Source organism: Janthinobacterium sp. 64 (assembly GCF_002813325.1).
Taxonomy (GTDB): Bacteria; Pseudomonadota; Gammaproteobacteria; order Burkholderiales; family Burkholderiaceae_D; genus Janthinobacterium.
The window spans coordinates 738543-757127 of the sequence record NZ_PHUG01000001.1 but is presented as its reverse complement, the minus strand read 5'-3'; the positions used below and the strand labels follow the sequence as shown (position 1 = coordinate 757127).

At 67.5% G+C, this 18585-nt stretch carries 17 protein-coding genes; 9 read left to right on the top strand and 8 right to left on the bottom strand.

From position 1 onward, the window contains the following. Together CLU91_RS03230 and CLU91_RS03225 are read right to left on the bottom strand one after the other, a co-directional pair. Positions 1–1482, bottom strand: a complete 1482-nt coding sequence (locus CLU91_RS03230) for a lipopolysaccharide biosynthesis protein (RefSeq protein ID WP_100872963.1) — start codon at positions 1480–1482, stop codon at positions 1–3. A gap of 15 nt (positions 1483–1497) precedes the next feature. Then, on the bottom strand, positions 1498–3582 hold the full coding sequence (locus CLU91_RS03225) for a glycosyltransferase (RefSeq protein WP_232730604.1): 2085 nt from the start codon (positions 3580–3582) through the stop codon (positions 1498–1500). 137 nt (positions 3583–3719) lie between these two features. Here CLU91_RS03225 and CLU91_RS03220 point away from each other — a divergent pair, with 137 nt between their 5' ends. Both CLU91_RS03220 and CLU91_RS03215 read left to right on the top strand, forming a co-directional pair. Further along, complete coding sequence (locus CLU91_RS03220) at positions 3720–5012, top strand: putative O-glycosylation ligase, exosortase A system-associated (protein WP_100872961.1); 1293 nt, start codon at positions 3720–3722, stop codon at positions 5010–5012. Further along, positions 5009–5944: a polysaccharide deacetylase family protein gene (locus tag CLU91_RS03215; protein ID WP_100872960.1), complete on the top strand. Its 936-nt coding sequence runs from the start codon at positions 5009–5011 to the stop codon at positions 5942–5944. The genes CLU91_RS03220 and CLU91_RS03215 overlap by 4 nt, the downstream gene beginning before the upstream one ends. Here CLU91_RS03215 and CLU91_RS03210 read toward each other — a convergent pair. The 3 genes from CLU91_RS03210 to CLU91_RS03200 are packed head-to-tail and all read right to left on the bottom strand — an operon-like array spanning position 5853 to position 10626. After that, on the bottom strand, positions 5853–7781 hold the full coding sequence (locus CLU91_RS03210; protein ID WP_100872959.1) for an asparagine synthetase B family protein: 1929 nt from the start codon (positions 7779–7781) through the stop codon (positions 5853–5855). The genes CLU91_RS03215 and CLU91_RS03210 overlap by 92 nt on opposite strands. Continuing rightward, positions 7778–9037, bottom strand: coding sequence for a pyridoxal-dependent decarboxylase, exosortase A system-associated (locus CLU91_RS03205; RefSeq protein ID WP_100872958.1), 1260 nt, complete (start codon positions 9035–9037; stop codon positions 7778–7780). The genes CLU91_RS03210 and CLU91_RS03205 overlap by 4 nt, the downstream gene beginning before the upstream one ends. Then, entirely contained in the window at positions 9034–10626 is a 1593-nt protein-coding gene (locus CLU91_RS03200; RefSeq protein WP_100872957.1) for an acyl-CoA ligase (AMP-forming), exosortase A system-associated, read from the bottom strand. Before CLU91_RS03200 ends, CLU91_RS03205 begins: the two co-directional genes overlap by 4 nt. A gap of 186 nt (positions 10627–10812) precedes the next feature. Here CLU91_RS03200 and CLU91_RS03195 point away from each other — a divergent pair, with 186 nt between their 5' ends. Genes CLU91_RS03195 through CLU91_RS03170 form a run of 6 tightly spaced genes read left to right on the top strand, consistent with a single transcriptional unit; the run spans position 10813 to position 15490 of the window. Beyond that, entirely contained in the window at positions 10813–11568 is a 756-nt protein-coding gene (locus CLU91_RS03195; protein WP_198521231.1) for a GNAT family N-acetyltransferase, read from the top strand. Next, entirely contained in the window at positions 11547–11792 is a 246-nt protein-coding gene (locus tag CLU91_RS03190; RefSeq protein ID WP_100872955.1) for an acyl carrier protein, read from the top strand. The genes CLU91_RS03195 and CLU91_RS03190 overlap by 22 nt, the downstream gene beginning before the upstream one ends. Continuing rightward, positions 11789–12646, top strand: a complete 858-nt coding sequence (locus CLU91_RS03185; RefSeq protein ID WP_100872954.1) for a hydrolase 2, exosortase A system-associated — start codon at positions 11789–11791, stop codon at positions 12644–12646. The genes CLU91_RS03190 and CLU91_RS03185 overlap by 4 nt, the downstream gene beginning before the upstream one ends. After that, positions 12643–13527, top strand: a complete 885-nt coding sequence (locus tag CLU91_RS03180) for a hydrolase 1, exosortase A system-associated (protein ID WP_100872953.1) — start codon at positions 12643–12645, stop codon at positions 13525–13527. Before CLU91_RS03185 ends, CLU91_RS03180 begins: the two co-directional genes overlap by 4 nt. Then, the gene (locus tag CLU91_RS03175; RefSeq protein WP_232730603.1) at positions 13521–14792 is read left to right on the top strand and encodes a glycosyltransferase; all 1272 of its coding nucleotides are present in this window, start codon (positions 13521–13523) and stop codon (positions 14790–14792) included. The genes CLU91_RS03180 and CLU91_RS03175 overlap by 7 nt, the downstream gene beginning before the upstream one ends. Beyond that, on the top strand, positions 14789–15490 hold the full coding sequence (locus CLU91_RS03170; protein WP_198521230.1) for an ABC transporter permease: 702 nt from the start codon (positions 14789–14791) through the stop codon (positions 15488–15490). The genes CLU91_RS03175 and CLU91_RS03170 overlap by 4 nt, the downstream gene beginning before the upstream one ends. On the opposite strand, the gene CLU91_RS03165 is transcribed toward CLU91_RS03170, so the two are convergent. Genes CLU91_RS03165 through purT form a run of 3 tightly spaced genes read right to left on the bottom strand, consistent with a single transcriptional unit; the run spans position 15477 to position 17896 of the window. After that, positions 15477–16214 (bottom strand): hypothetical protein, encoded by a 738-nt coding sequence (locus CLU91_RS03165; protein WP_100872952.1) that lies wholly within the window; start codon positions 16212–16214, stop codon positions 15477–15479. The two genes, CLU91_RS03170 and CLU91_RS03165, sit on opposite strands and share 14 nt — an antisense overlap. Before the next feature lie 9 nt (positions 16215–16223). Next, positions 16224–16661 (bottom strand): DUF6678 family protein, encoded by a 438-nt coding sequence (locus tag CLU91_RS03160; protein WP_100872951.1) that lies wholly within the window; start codon positions 16659–16661, stop codon positions 16224–16226. Next, positions 16661–17896: a formate-dependent phosphoribosylglycinamide formyltransferase gene (purT, locus tag CLU91_RS03155; protein ID WP_100872950.1), complete on the bottom strand. Its 1236-nt coding sequence runs from the start codon at positions 17894–17896 to the stop codon at positions 16661–16663. The genes CLU91_RS03160 and purT overlap by 1 nt, the downstream gene beginning before the upstream one ends. 175 nt (positions 17897–18071) lie before the next feature. Between purT and CLU91_RS03150 the strand changes: the two genes are divergently transcribed. Further along, complete coding sequence (locus tag CLU91_RS03150) at positions 18072–18578, top strand: sigma-70 family RNA polymerase sigma factor (RefSeq protein WP_100872949.1); 507 nt, start codon at positions 18072–18074, stop codon at positions 18576–18578. The last annotated feature ends 7 nt before the right edge of the window (positions 18579–18585 follow it).

Below are 18585 nucleotides of genomic sequence, written 5' to 3'. Positions count from 1 at the left end.
TCATCCTTTCGTGCATTTGACTGCCAGCCAGCGGCCGGCCAGCTTGCGTTGTAACAACAAGAATTCGCCGGCCAGTTCATGTTTCAACAGGAACAGACCGGCCAGCCAGCACAGCAAGGTGACCAGTGCCGTGCCCGTCAGCGCCAGCAGCGCCGGCGTATCAACAGGTAGCCACAGCAGCGCAGCGACGGGCGCCACGGTGCTGAAACCGCACAGCAGCAGGCTTTTGCGCACGGCCCGCGCCAAGGTGCGCCAGTCGAGTGCGCTCAAGCGCCGCAGGCAGCCATACACCAGCCAGCTGCGCAGCACATTGCTGAGCACCACGGCCCAGGCCACGGCCACCAGGCCGAACGGCGCCGCAGCCAGCAGCAGCGCCACTTTGCTTGCGCCCGCCCAAGCATCGAGCCGCACCTGCGCATGCAGCTGCCCCGTCGCCACGAACAGGTAGCGGGCCATGCTGAACATGCTATACACGGCCGAGGACAGGCACATGATGCGGATCAAGGGCACACATCCTAGCCATTGCGTGCCATACAACACCTTGACCAGGGGCAAAGCCATGCAGGCGAGGAAGAGAAAAAACGGCCAGGCCAGCGCCGTCATGTAGCTGATCGTGCGCAAATACACGAGCTCCGCCCCGCCCTTTTCCCCTTGTCCTCCACCTTCGCGAGCGCGCGCCGCAAACAGGGGAAACACCACGGGAGAAATCGCGCTGGTGATGGCCTGGTTGAAGATATTGAGTACACTTTGCGCCTTGCCGAACAGGGCCAGGCTTTCAATGCCGATCAGCTTGCCGATGATCAGGTCCGGCGCCGCCACGCCCGCCTCGTCAACCAGGCCGCCACCCGTCGCGTACGCGCCAAAACGGGCGATATCGCCGATGCCGCGCCGTCCCGGCAGCCACGGCAGTTCGCGGGGCCGCACCAGCAGGCTCACCAGCAGCGAGGCGCAGGAACCGGCCAGCGCCGCCCATACCATGCTCATATAACTGTAGCCCTGCAGCGCCAGCAGCACGGCCACCAGCAGGTTGACCACGCTATTGGCACCGTTGATGGCATAAATGGCGCGAAAGCGCAGTTGCCGGCGCAGCATCGGCAAGGTCAAGGCGCTGAACGGGATCAGCAGGAAGTTAATCGACAGCAAACGCAGCACCAGGGTCAGCCGCGGTTCGCCATAGAAATGCGCGAGCGGCGCACTGGCCAGCAGCACCAACCCGGCCAGCAGCCAGGCGACAAGCAGGCTGGTGGCCAGCGCGGCCCGCAATTTCACGGTATCGAGCTGCTTTTCCTGGATCAGGTATTGCCCCACGCCGAAATCGCGCACCACTTGCGCCAGCGCCACCAGCACGGCGCCCAGCGAATACACGCCCACCTCGGCCGGCGTCAGCAAACGCGACAGCACCATGGTGGCGATGATGCCCAGCAGCAGCACCGTGTATTTCTCGGCAAACGAAAACAGAAACGAATGGCGGGTGGCGCTCATGCGGGCCGCCCGCGCCTACACCAGGCCGGCATAGAACTGCCGCAACTGGCGTTCCAGGCGCGGCATCGAATAGCGCTGCACGGTTTCTTCGCGCGCCAGCCGTCCCATGCGGGCGCGCAGTGGAGCATCGAGCAGCAACTGGGCCACGGCCGCGCAGGCGGCGTGCTCGTCGTCGAGCGGCAGCAGCAGCCCGCCTTCACTATCGTGCAGGATATCGCGGGTGCCCGGCACATCCGTCCCCACGGCCGGCACGCCGCACGCCATGGCCTCGATCGTGGCGATGCCGAAACCCTCGTTTTTACTCAGCAACACGTGCAGGTCAAAGGCGGGCATCAGCAGCTCGACGCGCTGGCGGAAACCGGCAAACACGACCCGCTCCTGCAAACCCGATTGCTGCGCCTGCAGCCGCAGCATGGCGTCCAGCGGCCCTGTGCCCACGAGTACCAGATATAAGTTGGGAAACTTCGTGGCCAGCCTGGCGAACAGGGCCAGCAGCGCTTGCGGGCGCTTTTGCGCGGACAGTCGCGCCACGCAGCCGAGCACGAGCGCGTCTGGCGGCAGCGCCAGCAGCTTGCGCGCCAGCACCCTGCGTTCGGGCGAAACGATGAACGTGTCCGTATCGACGCCGTTGGGAATGACGGCCAGGCGCGTCTGCGGCGCCAGCATGCCGCGATAGAGGTCGAGGAAATGCCGCATGGCCGAGTCCGACACGGCATACACGCCTTTGACGCTGCGAAACGCCTCTTCCAGCCGGGGCCGCTGCCAGTCGCTGAAGGTTTCCAGGGGAAACGCGTTGTGCACGCTGATCACGGCCGGCAAGCGGCATTGGCGCGCCAGCCACAGGATGGAGGCGCCATAGGCCGTCCAGCAAAACGCCACGTGAACGAGGTCCGGCCGCAGCCGCCGCAGCCGCCAGGCGCCCGTGACCCTGGCGCGCAGCCAATTCCAGCGGCGCCACGCCCAGTGTTCGAGAAACAAAGGCGGCTCGTACACGCGCACTTGCATCTGCCTTGCGCGCAAGTCTTGCGCCCAGGCAGTAAAACCGGGAAAGCGCCGCAGCGCCAGCACGCTGTCATAGCCGCTCGCGCTCAGCATCGTCGCCTCTTGCGCCATGCGCAGCTCCATGCCGCCCAGCTCGCCCGAGTAACTGCTGATGACGATGCGCGGCAGGCGTTTTCGCCGTCCGCGCCACGCTTCATGAAAGAAGCCGCGCAGCCAGGCCCGTTCCCACTGGCGCAGGAACAGCTCGGCACGGTCGCGCCGCAGCCAGGCGCGCACGGCGCCGAGCGACTCGCGCACGTATCGGCCCAGCATCCAGCGCGGCACGCCCAGCCACTCCACACTCGGTGCAAAGGTCGCCAGACGGCATTGGCCCCGGCCGAACAGCATGGCGCGGCGCAATATCCAGGCGCGCTGCACTTGCTGTGGGCGGATGATGTGCGCCACCTTCGCTTGCGGACAGAACCAGGAAGGATTGCCGGCCGCATGCATTTCCAGGTTCAGGCGGGTTTCGCTGCCCATGGCGTAGTTGGCGCCCTGCGGGCCGATGCTTTCGTCATAGCGGGCGCCCGCCTCGAAGATGCGGCGGCGTATCGCCATGTTGGCGCCCCACACCAGGCCCGGATAGATGGGCGCGTCGCGCAAATCGGGACTGGTAATGCCCCACGTCAAGCCGACCGGCGTCAGGCGCAGCAGCCAGTCGGCCGGCTTTTCCCGCCAGGCAGGCACGATGGCGCCGCCGAACAGGGCGTAGCCGGGATGGGCGCGCGCGCTGGCCTGCAGCCGGCACAGCCAGTCGGAGGCGGGCATGGCGTCGTCGTCGCCGAACACGAACAGCTCGCTGCCATCGCCGCTTGAGCGCAAGGCGTGCTCGACGGCCCCATTCAGGGCGGGACTGCGGCCGCGCCGCGCCACGTAGAGATAGCTCAAAGGCAAGCGGCCGCGAAAGGCGTCGATCACCTGGGCCGTGGCGTCCGTGCTGCCATTGTCGGCAATGACCAGGCGCCAGCCGCCCACGGGCGGACGCAGCGCCATGTAGGCGCGCAATACCTGGGGCAAAGTGCCGGCGCCATTGTAGGTCGCCATGAGAACGGTCAACAAGGACATGCCTCCTTGGTCTTACCATGACAAAACTATGCATCAAGCAGTATTGATCCAGTGTACTGAGCCTGCCCGCCAGCCCGTTGACAGGCATCAAGACCTTGCCAAGCCGGACACAACCAGGAGCGTCCCCCTTCATGCGCGACATACTGATTACCATCATCATCCTCGGTTCGCTGCCCTTCATCCTGAAGTCACCGGCCATCGGCGGCCTGATGTGGGTCTGGGTCAGCGTGATGAATCCGCACACGCAAGCCTGGGGCTTTGCCACCCACTTGCCGTTCGCCTTCATCATCGCCATCGCCACCATGCTCAGCCTGATGATGACGCGCGAGCCGAAAAGCCTGCCGCTCACGCCCGTCAGCGTGCTGCTGTTGCTGTTCGTCTTGTGGATGAATGTCACGGCGCCGTTCGCCCTGCTGCCGGCGGCGTCGTGGGTACAGTGGAACAAGGTCATGAAGATCATGCTGATGAGCTTTGTGATCATGATGGCGATACGCACGCGGCGCGACATCGTGCGCCTGGTCTGGGTGCTGGTGGGCTCGATCGGCTATTACGGCGTGAAAGGCGGCATCTTCACCATCCGCAGCGGCGGCACGGAACGGGTCTGGGGGCCGGAAGAGACGTTTATCGGGGATAACAATGCGCTGGCCCTGGCCCTGATCATCACCATTCCCCTCATGTATTACCTGCAGCAAAACACGGACAAGCGCTGGCAGCGCCATGGCTTGTCGGCGGCGATAGTGCTGTCGGCGCTGGCCGCGCTGGGCTCGTATTCGCGCGGCGGCCTGCTGGCCATCGCCGCCATGGGCCTGTTCATGTGGCTGAAAAGCGACCGCAAGCTGGTGCTGGGCGCGCTGCTCGGCGCCGTCACGCCGCTGCTGCTGGCCTTCATGCCCGAGCGCTGGGCCGAACGCATGGACACCATCAATACCTACCAGGACGATGTTTCCGCCATGGGCCGCCTGAATGCCTGGCGCATGGCCTGGAACCTGGCGCGCGACCGTTTTCTTGGCGGCGGCTTCGACGTGTCCGACGCCGCCATCTTTGCCCGCTACGCGCCCAACCCCATGGATGTCCACGCGGCGCACAGCATCTACTTCCAGGTGCTGGGTGAACACGGCTTCGTCGGCTTGCTGATTTACCTGGCGCTGGGCGTCGCCACCTGGCGCACGGCCGCCGCCATCATCCGCCGCACGCGGGGCCAGCCGGAACTGCGCTGGGCGCACGGCCTGGCAACCATGAGCCAGGCCAGCCTGATCGGCTTTGCCGTGGGCGGTGCCTTCCTCAGCCTGCTGTATTTTGACATGCCGTATTACCTGATGGCCGCCCTGATCGGCACGCGCATCATCGTCGAGCGGCAGGCACCGGCCCCGACATCGCGCCAGGCCCGGGCCAAGGCCCAAGCCGTCGTCGCGGAGCAGCCATGAGCGCCACCTTGTCGATTCTGATCTACCACCGCGTGCTGGCGCGGCCCGACCCGCTGTTTCCCGGCGAAGTCGATGCGGCCCTGTTCCAGCGCCAGTTGCGCCTTATCAAACGTTTCTATACGCCGCTGCCGCTCGGCGAGGCCATACAGCGGCTGCAAGATGGCCGCCTGCCCGCGCGCGCCGCCTGCATCACCTTCGACGACGGCTATGCCGACAATGCGCAAGTGGCCCTGCCCTTGCTGCAGCGCCATGGCTTGCACGCCACGTTTTTTATCGCCACGGGCTACCTGGACGGTGGACAGATGTGGAATGACACGGTGATCGAGGCCGTGCGCCAGGCGCCAGCTCCCGTGCTCGACTTGCGCGCACTCGGGCTAGACTGCCTGCCCGTCGCCGATCTGGCACAGCGGCAAGCGGCCATCGCCACCTTGCTGGGCCAGCTCAAGTACCTGCCGTTCGACCGCCGCCAGCAGCTGGCCATGCAGATCCGCCGCCAGGCCGGCGCGGCGGCCGGAGCGCCAGCCATGCTGAGCACGGCGCAGCTGCGTCAATTACAGGCGGCCGGCATGGAGCTGGGGGCGCACACGATGAGCCACCCGATATTGTCCACCTTGCCGGAGCGCGAGGCGCGGCTGGACATCGCCAACGGCAAGCATCAGCTGGAAAATCTGATACAGGCGCCCGTCACCGTGTTTGCCTATCCTAACGGCAAGGCCGGGCGCGATTATGGCGCACCGCACGTGGCGATGGTGCGCAGCCTCGGGTTCAAGGCGGCCGTGGCGACGGACTGGGGCGTGGCGCGCCCCGGCGCGGGGCTGGACTTGCTGCAGCTGCCCCGCTTTACGCCGTGGGATCGAGGACGACTGGCATTTCTGTGGCGCTTGCGGCAAAACCGCCGGCAAGCGCACCCAGCGCCGCCGGGTGCTGGCTGAGCCACTGTTCCAGCATCAGCAGCAGCCACACCATGGTGCCGTGATAGGCCGGGTGTTCCGCCAGCAAGCGCCCTTGCAGATCGTCGATGAAGGCGGGCCGCACGATGCCGCGCCCGCGCAGCTGGGTCAGGTTATCGAACGCAAACTCGCGCAGCGGCGCATGGCTGTGCAGCCACTGGCCGAAAGGCAAGCCGAAACCGTGCTTTTTCTTGCGCACGATGGCTGGCGGCAGGATTTCCGCCAGCGCCCGCTTGAAGAAGGGCCGCAGCTGCCTGCCGTCGAGCTTGTCGCGCGGCGCCAGGCGCGCCGCAAACGCTACCATCGCATCGTGCAGGAAGGGAAAGGCCGCTTCCACGCCCGCAAGCTCGCACGCCTTGCGCACCTTGAACAGGTCGTTGTCGGCCAAGGTAAAGCGCATGTCCAGCGCCAGCAACTCATTGATCTGGCTCAAGCCCTGGCCTTGGCGCGCCCAATACGCGCCATTCACGCAGCCGGGCGCCATGCCGGGGTCGATGGTGTCGATAAAGCCCGCTTCCAGCACCGTGCGGTGGCCATGGCGCAGCAGCAGATTGTAACTGTCGAGGCGGGCCGGCAGCGGCAGGCTCGCCTGTTCGATGTAGCGGCGCGCCTTGTCGCCCAGCCGCCACGGTTTGCCCCTTTGCTGGCGGAACAGCAGCGGCTCGATGATGGCCTGGCGCAGCATGGCGGGCAAGCGTTCATATTGCGACAGCAAGGCCTGGTGCGCATAGCGCTCATTGCCGCCAAACAATTCGTCGCCGCCGTCGCCACCGAGCAAGCGGGTGACTCCATCCTTGCGCGCCATCTGCGCGCAATAATAGGCGGGAATGGCCGAGGCATTGCCGAAAGGCTGGTCGAAGATGGCCGCCATGGCGGGGATCGCGGCCAGCACGTCGGACGGCGTCACGTAGCGCTCGTGGTGGATGCTGCCCGCATGGCTGGCGGCCAGGCGCGCATACGCCATTTCGTCATAGCCGGGAGAGTCAAAACCGATGGAATACGTGCGCGCGGGGCGGCCCGTCACCTGCCCCATGATGGCGGCCAGGGTGGAACTGTCGGTGCCGCCGCTGAGAAACGCGCCCGTGCTGGCGCTATCGTTGCCCAGGCTGCTTTCCACGGCCTGGCGCAGCAGGCGCAGGAATTCCTGCTTGTTGCTGGCAAAGCTGGCCCGCGCGCGCGCCGCGCCTGGCTCCTGGAAGGCCAGCTGCCAGTAGCTGCCCTTGCATTGCTTGCCGCCGCGCACATGCAGGTATTCGCCGGGCAGCAAGCGCTGCTGGCCCAAATAGGCCGTGGCCGGGCCGGGCACCATGTGGAAATACAGATAGTGATACAGCGCTTGCGGATCGAGCGCGCCCCGCACGGACGGATGGGCCAGCAAGGCGTCATGCGAGGAGGCAAAAAACAGGCCTTGCGCATTGCTTGCATAGCTGAGCGGGTGGATGCCGGCGCGGTCCACGGCCAGCAGGGCCGAGCCGGAAAACGCGTCGAGGATGGCCAAACAGAAAGGCCCGGACAGGCTGGCGCAGGCGGCCACGCCCCGGCTCAGCCACAGGGACGCGAGGCGGGACGCCACGTCGTCGGCCGAGCCGTCAAGCTCGGGGCGGCCCCAAATGGCCACTTGCAAGCCATCTTGCTGATATACATGGCGGCTGCCGTCGATGGCGGCTACGGCCACGCTGCCCACTTCGCTCACGCTGGCGGCGCCGGGCGCGCTATCGAAGCGCGACAGCGGTGCGGCCATGTCCGCCAGCGCGGCCAGCGCCGCGCCATCGGCAGGCGCAACACTGTGCGCCGCCAGCCAACCGCACAGGCCGCTCATACGAGCACCTCGGCCGGCAAAGGATGGCCGAGAAAGGCCGTCGGGCTGGCCGTCAAGCCATACGCGCCCGACTGGAACACGACCACCAGGTCGCCCTCCTCGGCGCGCGCCATCTCCATCTGGTCGGCCAGCAAATCGAGCGGCGTGCACAGCGGCCCGACGACGGACGCCACTTCGCGCGCCCCGCCGTCCAGGCGGTTGCCGATGGCGACCGGGTAATTCTTGCGGATCAGCTGGCCGAAATTGCCGGAAGCGGCCAGATGATGGTGCAAGCCGCCATCCGTGACGAGAAACACTTGCCCATGCGATTGCTTGCGCTCAATCACCTTGCACACATAGATACCGGCCTCGGCCACCAGATAACGGCCCAGTTCCAGGTTCAGCCGCACGCCCGGCGCCGCCTGCGCCAGCAGATCGAGTTGCCGCTGCAAGCCTGCAGCCACGGGCACCAGGTCCAGGGCCTGGTCGCCGGGGAAGTACGGCACTCCGAAGCCGCCGCCGATGTTCAGGGTGCGCATGGGCGATGGCGCGCTGTCGGCCAGTTGCAGAGCCAGTTGCACGCAGAGGGCTTGCGCTTCAGCCAGGGCCGCCGCCGACAGGCTTTGCGAGCCCGCATACAAGTGAAAACCGTGAAAATCGAGGCCCAGCTGGCCGATGCGGCCCAGCAGCGCCGGCACCAGGGACGCATCGACGCCGAACGGCTGCGCCCCGCCGCCCATGCGCATGCCCGTGCGGCGCAGGGCGAAATCGGGATTCACGCGCACGGCCACCCTGGCCGCCAGGCCCAGCCGTTCACCGGCCAGCGCCACCTTTTCCAGCTGGGCGCCCGATTCCACGTTGATCAAGACGCCCGCCGCCACGGCACGCGCCAGTTCCCCATCGCGCTTGCCCGGCCCCGCAAAACTGATGCATTCCGGCGCCATGGGCGTATCTAGCGCCGTCGCCAGTTCGCCGCCCGAGGCCACGTCAATGCCATCGACCAGGCCCGCCAGCCACTGCACCACGGCCGGCATGGGGTTGGCCTTCATGGCGTAATGCAGGTGCACGCCGGCCGGCAAGGCGGCGCGCAGTTCGGCCACGCGGTGCGTGATGTGCGCGCGTTCATAGGCGTAGAACGGCGTGCTGCCCACCCTTTGAGCCAGCTGGCGCAAGGGCACGCCGCCGACCTGCAGCATGTCGTTTTCCACAGCGAATTGCTGGCCCAGGGCCGAGTGCGTTGGCAATTCCGTGCTATTCGAGCGGATCAGATCCTTCATGCCGCATCTCCTGTTTGGACTGCATACGCGCGCGCCAGTTCCCGGGCCAGCAAGGGACGGTCGATCTTGCCGTTCGGATTGCGCGGCAGCACGCCGTCGCGGATCTCCACCCACAGCGGCACCATATAGCTGGGCAGGCGCGCGCGGCAGGCGGCCAGTATGCTGTCGCGCTGCAATTGCACACCGGGTGCGGGCGTGACGAGCAAGGCGATGGCCTGGCCCAGCACGGCGTGGGGCAAGCCCAGCGCGGCCGCCTCGCCCACCAGTCCGCTCGCATACGCGACTTCCTCGATTTCGGCCGGGCTGACCCGGTAGCCGGACGTCTTGATCATGTCATCGCTGCGTCCCACAAAATACAGATAGCCATCCGCATCGCGGCGCACGGTGTCGCCCGACCAGACGGCCAGTTCCGGCAGCACCAGGCCGCTCGCCTGCGGCGGCAGCGCCTTGAAGCGCTCGGCCGTGCGCGCCGCATCGTTCCAGTAGCCGAGCGCCACCAGCGCGCCACGGTGCACCAGTTCGCCAGGCTCATCGGCATCGCACACGCTGCCGTCCGGACGCAGCACCAGCACTTCCGCATTCGGGATCGCTTGCCCGATGGAATCGGGGCGCCGCTCCAGCTGTTCCGGCGCCAGATAGGTGGAACGGAACGCTTCCGTCAAGCCATACATCAGGTAGACCTGCGTGCGCGGCAGCGACTGGCGCAGCCGGTCGAGCGTGGTTCTCTGCATCACGCCGCCCGAATTGGTGATGTAGCGCAAGGGCGTGGACAGGGGCCAGCTCAGCTGCGACAGCTGCACCCACAGGGGCGGCACGGCGGCCAGTCCCGTGATGGCTTCCTGCTCCACGGCTTCGACGATATCGCGCAGCAGCAGATAATTCATCAGCACGGCGCAGGCGCCGCTGGCAAACGCCGTCGTCAGCTGGCTCAGGCCGTAATCAAAGCTGAGCGGTAGCACGCACAAAATCCGGTCTTCCGGCGTGTTGCGCAGGTAGGATGACACGCTGAGCGCGCCGGCCAGCATGTTGCGGTGCGACAGCACCACGCCTTTCGGCCGCCCCGTGCTGCCTGATGTATATAAAATGGCGGCCATGTCCGTGTCGATCACCGCATGCCACAGGAGTGCGGGCGCGGCGGACAGGCCACGCCACGGCAGCACGCGGACCTTGCCCAGCATCGATTCCGCATCGCCTTCGCCCGTCAGCAGCACCGTCTGCAAATCCGGGCAGGCGGCCAACGCGGGGCCCAGCTGCGCCAGGCGTTCGCGCGAGGTGACGAGGATGGTCACGTTGCAATCGGCCAGGATATACGCCACCTGGTCCGGTTTGAGCAGTGGATTGACGGGCACGAACACGCCGCCTGCCGCCGCCGCGCCAAACATGGCACTGACGTTTTCAGGGCGTTTTTCCAGATACACGGCCACGCGCGCGCCACGCTGCAAACCCAGGGTCAGCAGGGTGCCAGCCGCTTCGCGCACGGCTTGCGCCAGCGCGCCATAGCTTGTTTCCTCGCCCTGCCACGAGAGGGCCGGCGCGTGGGCCGCGCGCTGCGCCGTCTCGAAGATCAGATCATGTATCAGTGTCGCCATCGTGTCGCCCCCGGGTTGCCATGATTGCCATGCATTCCCCTATGATTCAGACAAACGGCCACAGCGGTCTTGATTTTGATCAATTAACAGTTTCAGCAACACAGCTTGAGCCGGCGCAAGACCGCCGTTGGCCGCTGCGCTCTAATGGACAGCGTTGGCTGCATAGCCGCCTCATCCCTTACCGCCATGGCCCTGTTTCGACAATTTCCCCTGCTGCAACGGCTGAGCGCCAGCCTCAATCAGCTGGGCTGGCGCGACAGCGCCTGGCTGGCCGTGGCGCGCTTGCTGGAAAGCGTGCCGGGCGGGCGCTGCGCGCTGTATCGCTACCAGTTCGTCGCGCAGGCCGTGGCGCCCGGTTCGCTGTGCCGCGGGCGCGGCCAGGCCATCACCGTCAACCCTTGCCTGACGGAAGCGGATTTGCCGCCCGGCCCCGAGCGCCGCCCCGGCGTACTGGGCGAACGCTACCGCCAGGGCGCGCAATGCCTGGTGGCGCGTGACAAGTCCGGCATGGCCGGCTGGATCTGGCTGCAGCGCCACGGCTGCCAGGAAGACGAGGTGCGCGCCCGCTATGCGCTGGCCTCGCAGCAGTCGTCGTGGGACCTGGACGTGTGGGTGCATCCCGGGCAGCGCGGTGGCCTGGTCTTCGCCCGGCTGTGGGAAGAAGCCAACGCCGTGCTGTACGCGCAGGGCGTGCGCTGGTCGTGCAGCCGCATTTCGCGTTTCAACCGCGCCTCGCTGGGCGCCCATGCGCGCCTGGGCACGCACGCGCTGGGTACGGCCACCTTTATCCGCTGCGGGCGCTGGCAATGGATGGCCGCCAGCCTGCCGCCGTATGTCCACCTGTCGCGCCACCCGGACGACATTCCCTGCCTGGCCTTCGATACCAGCCGCCTGCCGCACTACCCTTCCCTGGAGCTGACATGCCGCATCTTGAAGCAGTAAAACGCATCCTCGACACCACGCTGGGCTTGAACGGGCGCGCGCTGGAAGCGCACACGCCGCTTCTGGGCAGCGTGCCGGAACTCGATTCGATGGCCGTGATCGGCGTTATCGCCGCGCTGGAAGACCATTTCGGCATCACTGTCGCCGACGACGACATCCACGCGCGCCACTTCGCCACCGTCGGCACCCTGCACGACTTCGTGTTTGCACAGCTGCGGCCATGAACAGCGCCGCCTTCGACGCGCTGCCGCTGCTGCCCTTCTTTCTGCCCGCCAGCGGCGGCCAGCGCTACTGCCTGCTGCACCTGCCGCCGCCGGGCCGCAGCGTGCGCGGCGGCATCATCTACGTCCATCCATTCGCCGAAGAACTCAATAAAAGCCGCCACGTGGCCGCCGCGCAGGCGCGCGCCTTTGCCGCCTTGGGTTACAGCGTGCTGCAGATCGACCTGTACGGCTGCGGCGACAGCAGCGGCGATTTTAACGAAGCGCGCTGGGACATCTGGCACAACGACCTGCACCTGGCTTGCGCCTGGCTGGCGCAGCGGGTCGACGGCCCCTTGACCATGTGGGGCTTGCGCCTGGGTGCTTTGCTGGCCCTCGATTTCGCCAGCCGCGCGCCGCTGCCGCTGGCGCGTTTGCTGCTATGGCAGCCGGAAACCGATGGCCGTCGCAGCATCGACCGTTTCCTGCGCCTGCGCCTGGCGACAAGCATGCTGGCCGGCGGCACGCAGGAAGCACCGGGACACGCGCGCGCCGCGCTGGCGAAAAGCGAGCCTGTGGAAGTGGCCGGCTACCTGCTGGCGCCCGAGCTGGCGCTGGCCATCGACGGCGTCAGCGCAGCGGCGCTGCTGCCCGCGGTACCTGTCTATTGGCTCGATTACCAGGCACCGGAGCAAGCCGGCGCAGCGTTGCCGCCGCTGGCGAGAACATGGCGCGAACAGGGCGCCGCCGTGCACGTGGCCAGCTTCGGCGACGGCCCGTTCTGGCACAGTGGCGAGCTGCTGGCGTGTCCGCAGCTGCTGGCCGCCACGCGCACCGTGTGCCGCGACTGGCTCGACGAGGAAAGGACGGCGCCATGAAGCGCGACAGCAGTCAGCAGCACCTCGCAGGGCACAGCGTGCGCGAGCTGCCCCTGCGCTTTCGCAGCGCGGCCGAAGACGGTGAAGCGCAGGCGCGCATGGTCGGCATCCTCAGCTTGCCCGCCGCACCGGGACCGCGCGGCATATTGATCGTCACGGGCGGCCCGCAGTACCGGGTCGGCAGCCATCGCCAGTTCGTCCTGCTGGCCCGCGCCCTGGCCGCGCAAGGCTGGCCCGTGCTGCGTTTCGACTTGCGCGGCATGGGCGACAGCGAGGGCAGCGCGCGCGACTACCGCGCCGCCGGTCCCGACATCGCCGGCGCGCTGGCGCAATTCTTCGACGCCGTGCCGACCTTGCGCGAAGTGGCGCTGTGGGGCTTGTGCGACGGCGCCACGGCCGCCGCCTGCCATGCGCCGCGCGATGCGCGCATCAATGCCCTGATCCTGCTCAATCCGTGGGTGCGCAGCAGCGCCGGCCTGGCGCGCGCCACCTTGCGCCATTACTATTTGCCACGCCTGCTGCAAGGCGCGTTCTGGCGCAAGCTGGCCAGCGGCGCACTGCAGCCGGGCGCCAGCCTGGCCTCGCTGCGGCAGGTGGCGGCAGCCACGCAGGAAGCCGAGCCGCTGGACGATGCGCCCGCGCCGGCCCTGCTGCGGGCCTTGACGCAATTCCAGGGCAAGGTGCTGCTGATCCTCAGCGGCGACGACCTGGGCGCGCGCGAGTGGCAAGCCCTGCTCCGGGGCGACGCGGCCTGGCGCGCCGTCGCGGCCCGCGCGCAATGGACACAGGCGCAGGTCGATGGCGCCAACCACACCTTCGCCAGCGCCGCCTGGCGCGGCGAAGTGGAACAGCTGTGCGCGCGGTGGCTGCAGTCATGGTAAAACCCTCGACAAAACGCGTGCTGATGGTCGCCTACCATTTTCCACCGTTCGCTGGCGGCAGCGGCATCCTGCGCACGCTGGGATTCGCGCGCCATTTGCCCGACTGCGGCTGGCAGCCGCTGGTGCTCAGTCCCAGCCCTGCCGCGTATGCGCAGAAAGGCATGTCCCAGCTGGAGCAGATCGGCGAGCGCGCCACCGTGCGGCGCACCCTGGCGCTGGACGCGGCGCGCCATTTCTCCATCGGCGGGCGCTATCCGCGCTGCCTGGCCCTGCCCGACCGCTGGAGTTCCTGGTGGCTGAGCGCCGTGCCGGCCGGCCTGCGCATGATCCGGCAATACCGGCCCGACGCCATCTGGTCGACGTACCCGATCGCCACGGCGCACCTGATCGCGCTGACCCTGCAAAAACTCAGCGGCCTGCCATGGATCGCCGACCAGCGCGACCCCATGCTCGATGACAGCGACCCGCTGGCGCCGTATCCGTCCGAGGCGCGTTTGCACCGCATGCATGCGTGGATAGAACAGCGCATCGCGGCGCGCAGCGCGGCCATCGTCTGCACCACGCCGGGCGCCATCGATGCGCACCGGCATCGCCTGGCACAGCTGGGGCGCGAGCGCTTCCACCTGATCGAGAACGGCTACGACGAAGACGGCCATGACGGCAGCCCTGCGCGCACGGGCCACCGCAGCCGCTTCCTGCTGCTGCACAGCGGCGTGATCTACCCGTCCGAGCGCGATCCGCAAGCGCTGTTCGAGGCGCTGGCACGGCTGCGCCGCGACGGCGTGCTGCACGCCCACAATTTCCAGCTGGTGCTGCGCGCCACGGGCCACGACGCATGGCTGGCCTGCCTGCTGGCGAAATACGGCATCCTCGACCTGGTGCGCCTGGAACCGTTGCAGCCGCACGGCGCGGCGCTGCAGGAAATGCTGGCGGCCGATGGCCTGCTGCTGCTGCAGGCGGCCAATTGCAATGCGCAGATTCCCGCCAAGCTGTATGAATACCTGCGCTGCCGCCGGCCCATCCTGGCGCTGACCGACCTGGCGGGCGACAGCGCGGCCAAGCTGCGCCACTGCGGCATCGACACCATCGGCCAGCTGGCGTCCAGCGCCGACTGCGCGCGCGCGCTGCTGCGCTTCCTGGAACTGGCGCGCCAGGGCCGCGCCCCGCTGGCCAGCCCCGCCGCCATCGCCCTGCAATCGCGGCAAGCCCGCAGCAACGCCCTGGCCGACTTGCTGGACCAGGTCAGCCACAGGAGAACAGCATGAAACACCTGATACTTGCCTGCGCCCTGGCCGCCTGCTGCGCCAGCGCCAGCGCCGCCGCCTGCCCGCCCTACGTCAAGGGCAGCACGGGCGGCGACTACACGAGCGCGGAAGACCGCAAGGGCCTGTCCGTGGTCGAACAATTCCATTTTTCGCGCGCCGTGGAAACGCTCACGCAAGGCATGACGGGCAGCCTGGGCGGCGACATCAGCTACACCCTGGAACACTTCCCGAACCACCACCGGGCGCTGGCGTCGATGGCGAAACTGGGCTTGCGCCAGAAAAGCGCGCAACCGGTCGGCGCCCGCTACACGGTCAGCTGCTACTTCGAACGGGCGATCGCCTTCGCGCCGCACGACGTGACGGTGCGCATGGTATATGGCAGCTACCTGCTGGCCACGGGCCAGGACGCCATGGCGCTGGAGCAGCTGGACTCTGCCAGCCGCCTGGCGCCCGAGCAGGCCACCATCCAGTACAACCTGGGCCTGATGTATGTGAAAAAGAAGGAATACGAGAAGGCCAGCGCGCACGCGCAAAAAGCCTATGCGCTGGGCTTTCCCCTGCCGGGGCTGAAGAACAAGCTGAAGGCGGCGGGCAAGTGGAAAGAACCGCCGCCCGCGCCCGCCGTCGCTGTTGACGCGTCGGCCGCCGAACCGGAAAAACCGGCCGTGCCGCCGACAGAACCGCCTAGCGGGGAATGACGGCCGGCCGCGCGGCCACGCTCCACTGCCCCGTCGGCGACGCGGCCAGCGCGGCGGCCAGGTCGCGCCGCGACTGCGCCTTGTCTTCGGCCTCGCCGATGTATGCCAGTTCGGCCGGCTGCAGCACGGTAAGCGTCAACAGCATCACCTCGCCATACGGCGTGGCGAACGATGGGGGAATCGTGGCCGCGCCCTGGGCCAGCAGCACGCCCACCTGTTCGTTTTCGTCTTCAAGGCCTGCTGGCGCATCCTGCAAGTCGAGCGCCATCGACACGCTGCCGTGGCGCTGCAGCAGCAAGTCGATGGAGCCGTGGTCGGCCACGTTCTGGCTGACTTGATAGATCACGTCGAAGAGCCACGATGCCTGCACGGGGGCGCCGTCGAAGGCGGCCAGCGGCGCCTCGATGCACACTTCCAGCAGGTGGCCGCGCGGCACGAACACGTCGTCGTCATCTTCGAACGGATCGCTCAAGCCGTCGCTGGCGATGACGATCGAATCGGCACGGCGGATCACCCGCCAGGCCTGGCGCAGCGAGGGCCAGCGCGGACCTCCCATGAAGGCGGGATTGAGCAGCGGCGCCAGCACGTCGGCGTCCATGGCGCCCAGGGTGGCATAAAAGGCGTCGCGCGCGGCGCAGGCCGTGGCCAGCATCTGCGCGCCCGCTTCCTTGCCGACGACGACGTCGTCCGGTTGCGGTACTTGGGGGATAGCGTTTTCAGGCATGCGATTACTCTAGTCGGTGGGTGGAAAATCGTGATAGGAACGGGGCAGATAACCCCAGATGCGCGCCACCCGGCCCTGCACTTCGAAATCAAAGCCAATGCGTTCCAGTTCCGGCACGATCCACACGCCGTGGTCGATGATTTTCTTTGGCAGCAGCATGGCCACGTGTTCTTCGGAATACAGGCTGATGTCGAACCATTCCACGCCCAGGAAGGGGAACGGCGGGTGGTAATCCCATTCCGTGTCCCAGCGCGAGACGTAGCCGGACACGGAGCCGTAGCGGTACGACGGCGCCCAGTCGGTGCGCCCGCGCATGAAGGCCAGCAGCTCGTTCCACTTGCAGTCGTTGGCGGCCCCCGCCAGGTTGCGCCGCGCGATGTGGCCGCGCAGCTTGCGCTTGATGTCGCCGCCGCCGGCGTCGGCCAGCGGCAGGCTGGCCTCTGCCATCAGCGAGCCACCGGCTTGACCTTGGACGCGGCCAGCACGGCGCGCGCGCGGGCCGTGTCGATATCGTCGGCCGTGGCCAGCGCCACGCCCATGCGGCGGCGGGCGAACGATTCGGGCTTGCCGAACAGGCGCAAGTCGGCGCCCGGCACGCTCAAGGCGTCGGCCACGCCTTCGAAGGCGATGCCTTTCGCTTCCAGCTGGCCGTAGATGACGGCCGAGGCGCCGGGCGAACGCAGCGCCACGTTGACGGGCAAGCCCAGGATGGCTTTCGCGTGCAGCTCGAATTCGCTCTGCACCTGGCTGGCCATGGTGACCATGCCCGTGTCGTGCGGACGCGGACTCACTTCCGAGAACCACACCATGTCGCCCTTGACGAACAGCTCCACGCCAAACAGGCCCAGGCCGCCCAGGTTGTCCGTCACCTTGCGCGCGATCTCGCGCGAGCGCTCCAGGGCCAGGGGCGCCATGCGGGCTGGCTGCCACGATTCCACGTAGTCGCCGTGCACCTGCAAGTGGCCGATCGGCTCGCAAAACTGCGTCTCGATCTGGCCCGACGCGCCGACGGCACGCACCGTCAGCAAGGTGATTTCGTAATCGAAGTCGATGAAGCCTTCGACGATCACGCGGCCCGTGTCGACCCGGCCGCCGCTGGCCGCATACGCCCATGCCGCGTCGACGTCAGCGGCGCCATCGAGCCTGGACTGGCCCTTGCCCGACGACGACATCACGGGTTTGACCACGCACGGGAAGCCGATTTCCTGGCAGGCCAGCTGCAGCTCCTGCAGGCTGCTGGCGAAGCGGTACGGCGACGTGGCCACGCCCAGGGTTTCGGCAGCCAGCGTGCGGATGCCTTCGCGGTTCATCGTCAGCACGGCCGCGCGCGCGTTCGGGATGCACGTGATTTGCCCGGCCGCTTCCAGCGCCGCCAGGGTCTCCGTGGCGATGGCTTCGATTTCCGGCACGATCAGATCCGGCTTTTCCAGGGCTATCAGGGCGGCCAGGGCCACGCCGTCGCTCATGTCGATCACGTGCGAGCGGTGTGCCACCGGGTGGCCCGGCGCATTCGGATAGCGGTCGACGGCGATCACTTCCACGCCCAGGCGCTGCAACGCCATGATCACTTCCTTGCCCAGTTCGCCCGAACCCAGCAGCATGACTTTGATGGCAGTGGACGACAGCGGTGTGCCGAAGGTGCGGGGCGCGATGGTGCTGCTGGTGATGGTGCTAGTGGTCATGGCAGGATCTATAGGCGGATGGAAAGATGGCTGGGACTATAACAAATGCCGGCCAACTTGGACAGGGCGCGGCAACGGTGCGGCCGCTGGCGGCGGCACTTGCCAGCGCAGGCAGTCGATGCAATAATTGAGAATGATTCTCAGTTAACCATCATCCATCATCGTCCTTGCCGCCATGAACCCTGCCGCACCGCCCGACCTTGCCACCCTGTACCGCGCCCACCACGGCTGGCTGCAGGGCTGGCTGCGGCATAAACTGGGCTGCGGCGCCGATGCGGCCGATGTGGCGCACGAGACGTTCCTGCGCCTGCTGCAGCGGCGCGAACGGCCGCAGCCCGCCCTGCGCGAGCCGCGCGCCTACCTGACGCGCATCGCGCAAGGCCTGGTGATCGACCATTACCGGCGCCGCGACGTGGAATACGCCTACCTGCAGGCACTGGCCGCCTTGCCCGAACAGACGGCGCCGTCGCCCGAAACACGGCTGCTGGTGATCGACACCCTGGTGCGCCTCGATACGGCGCTCGACGCCCTCAAGCCGCGCGCCAGGCAGGCCTTTTTGCTGGCCCAGCTGGACGGCTTGACGGGTCCCGCCATCGCCGCCAGGCTCGGGGTATCGCTGGCCACCGTCGAGCGCGACCTGGCCAGCGCCTGGCGCGCCTGCTACCGCGTCTATTTTCAATGACATTTCC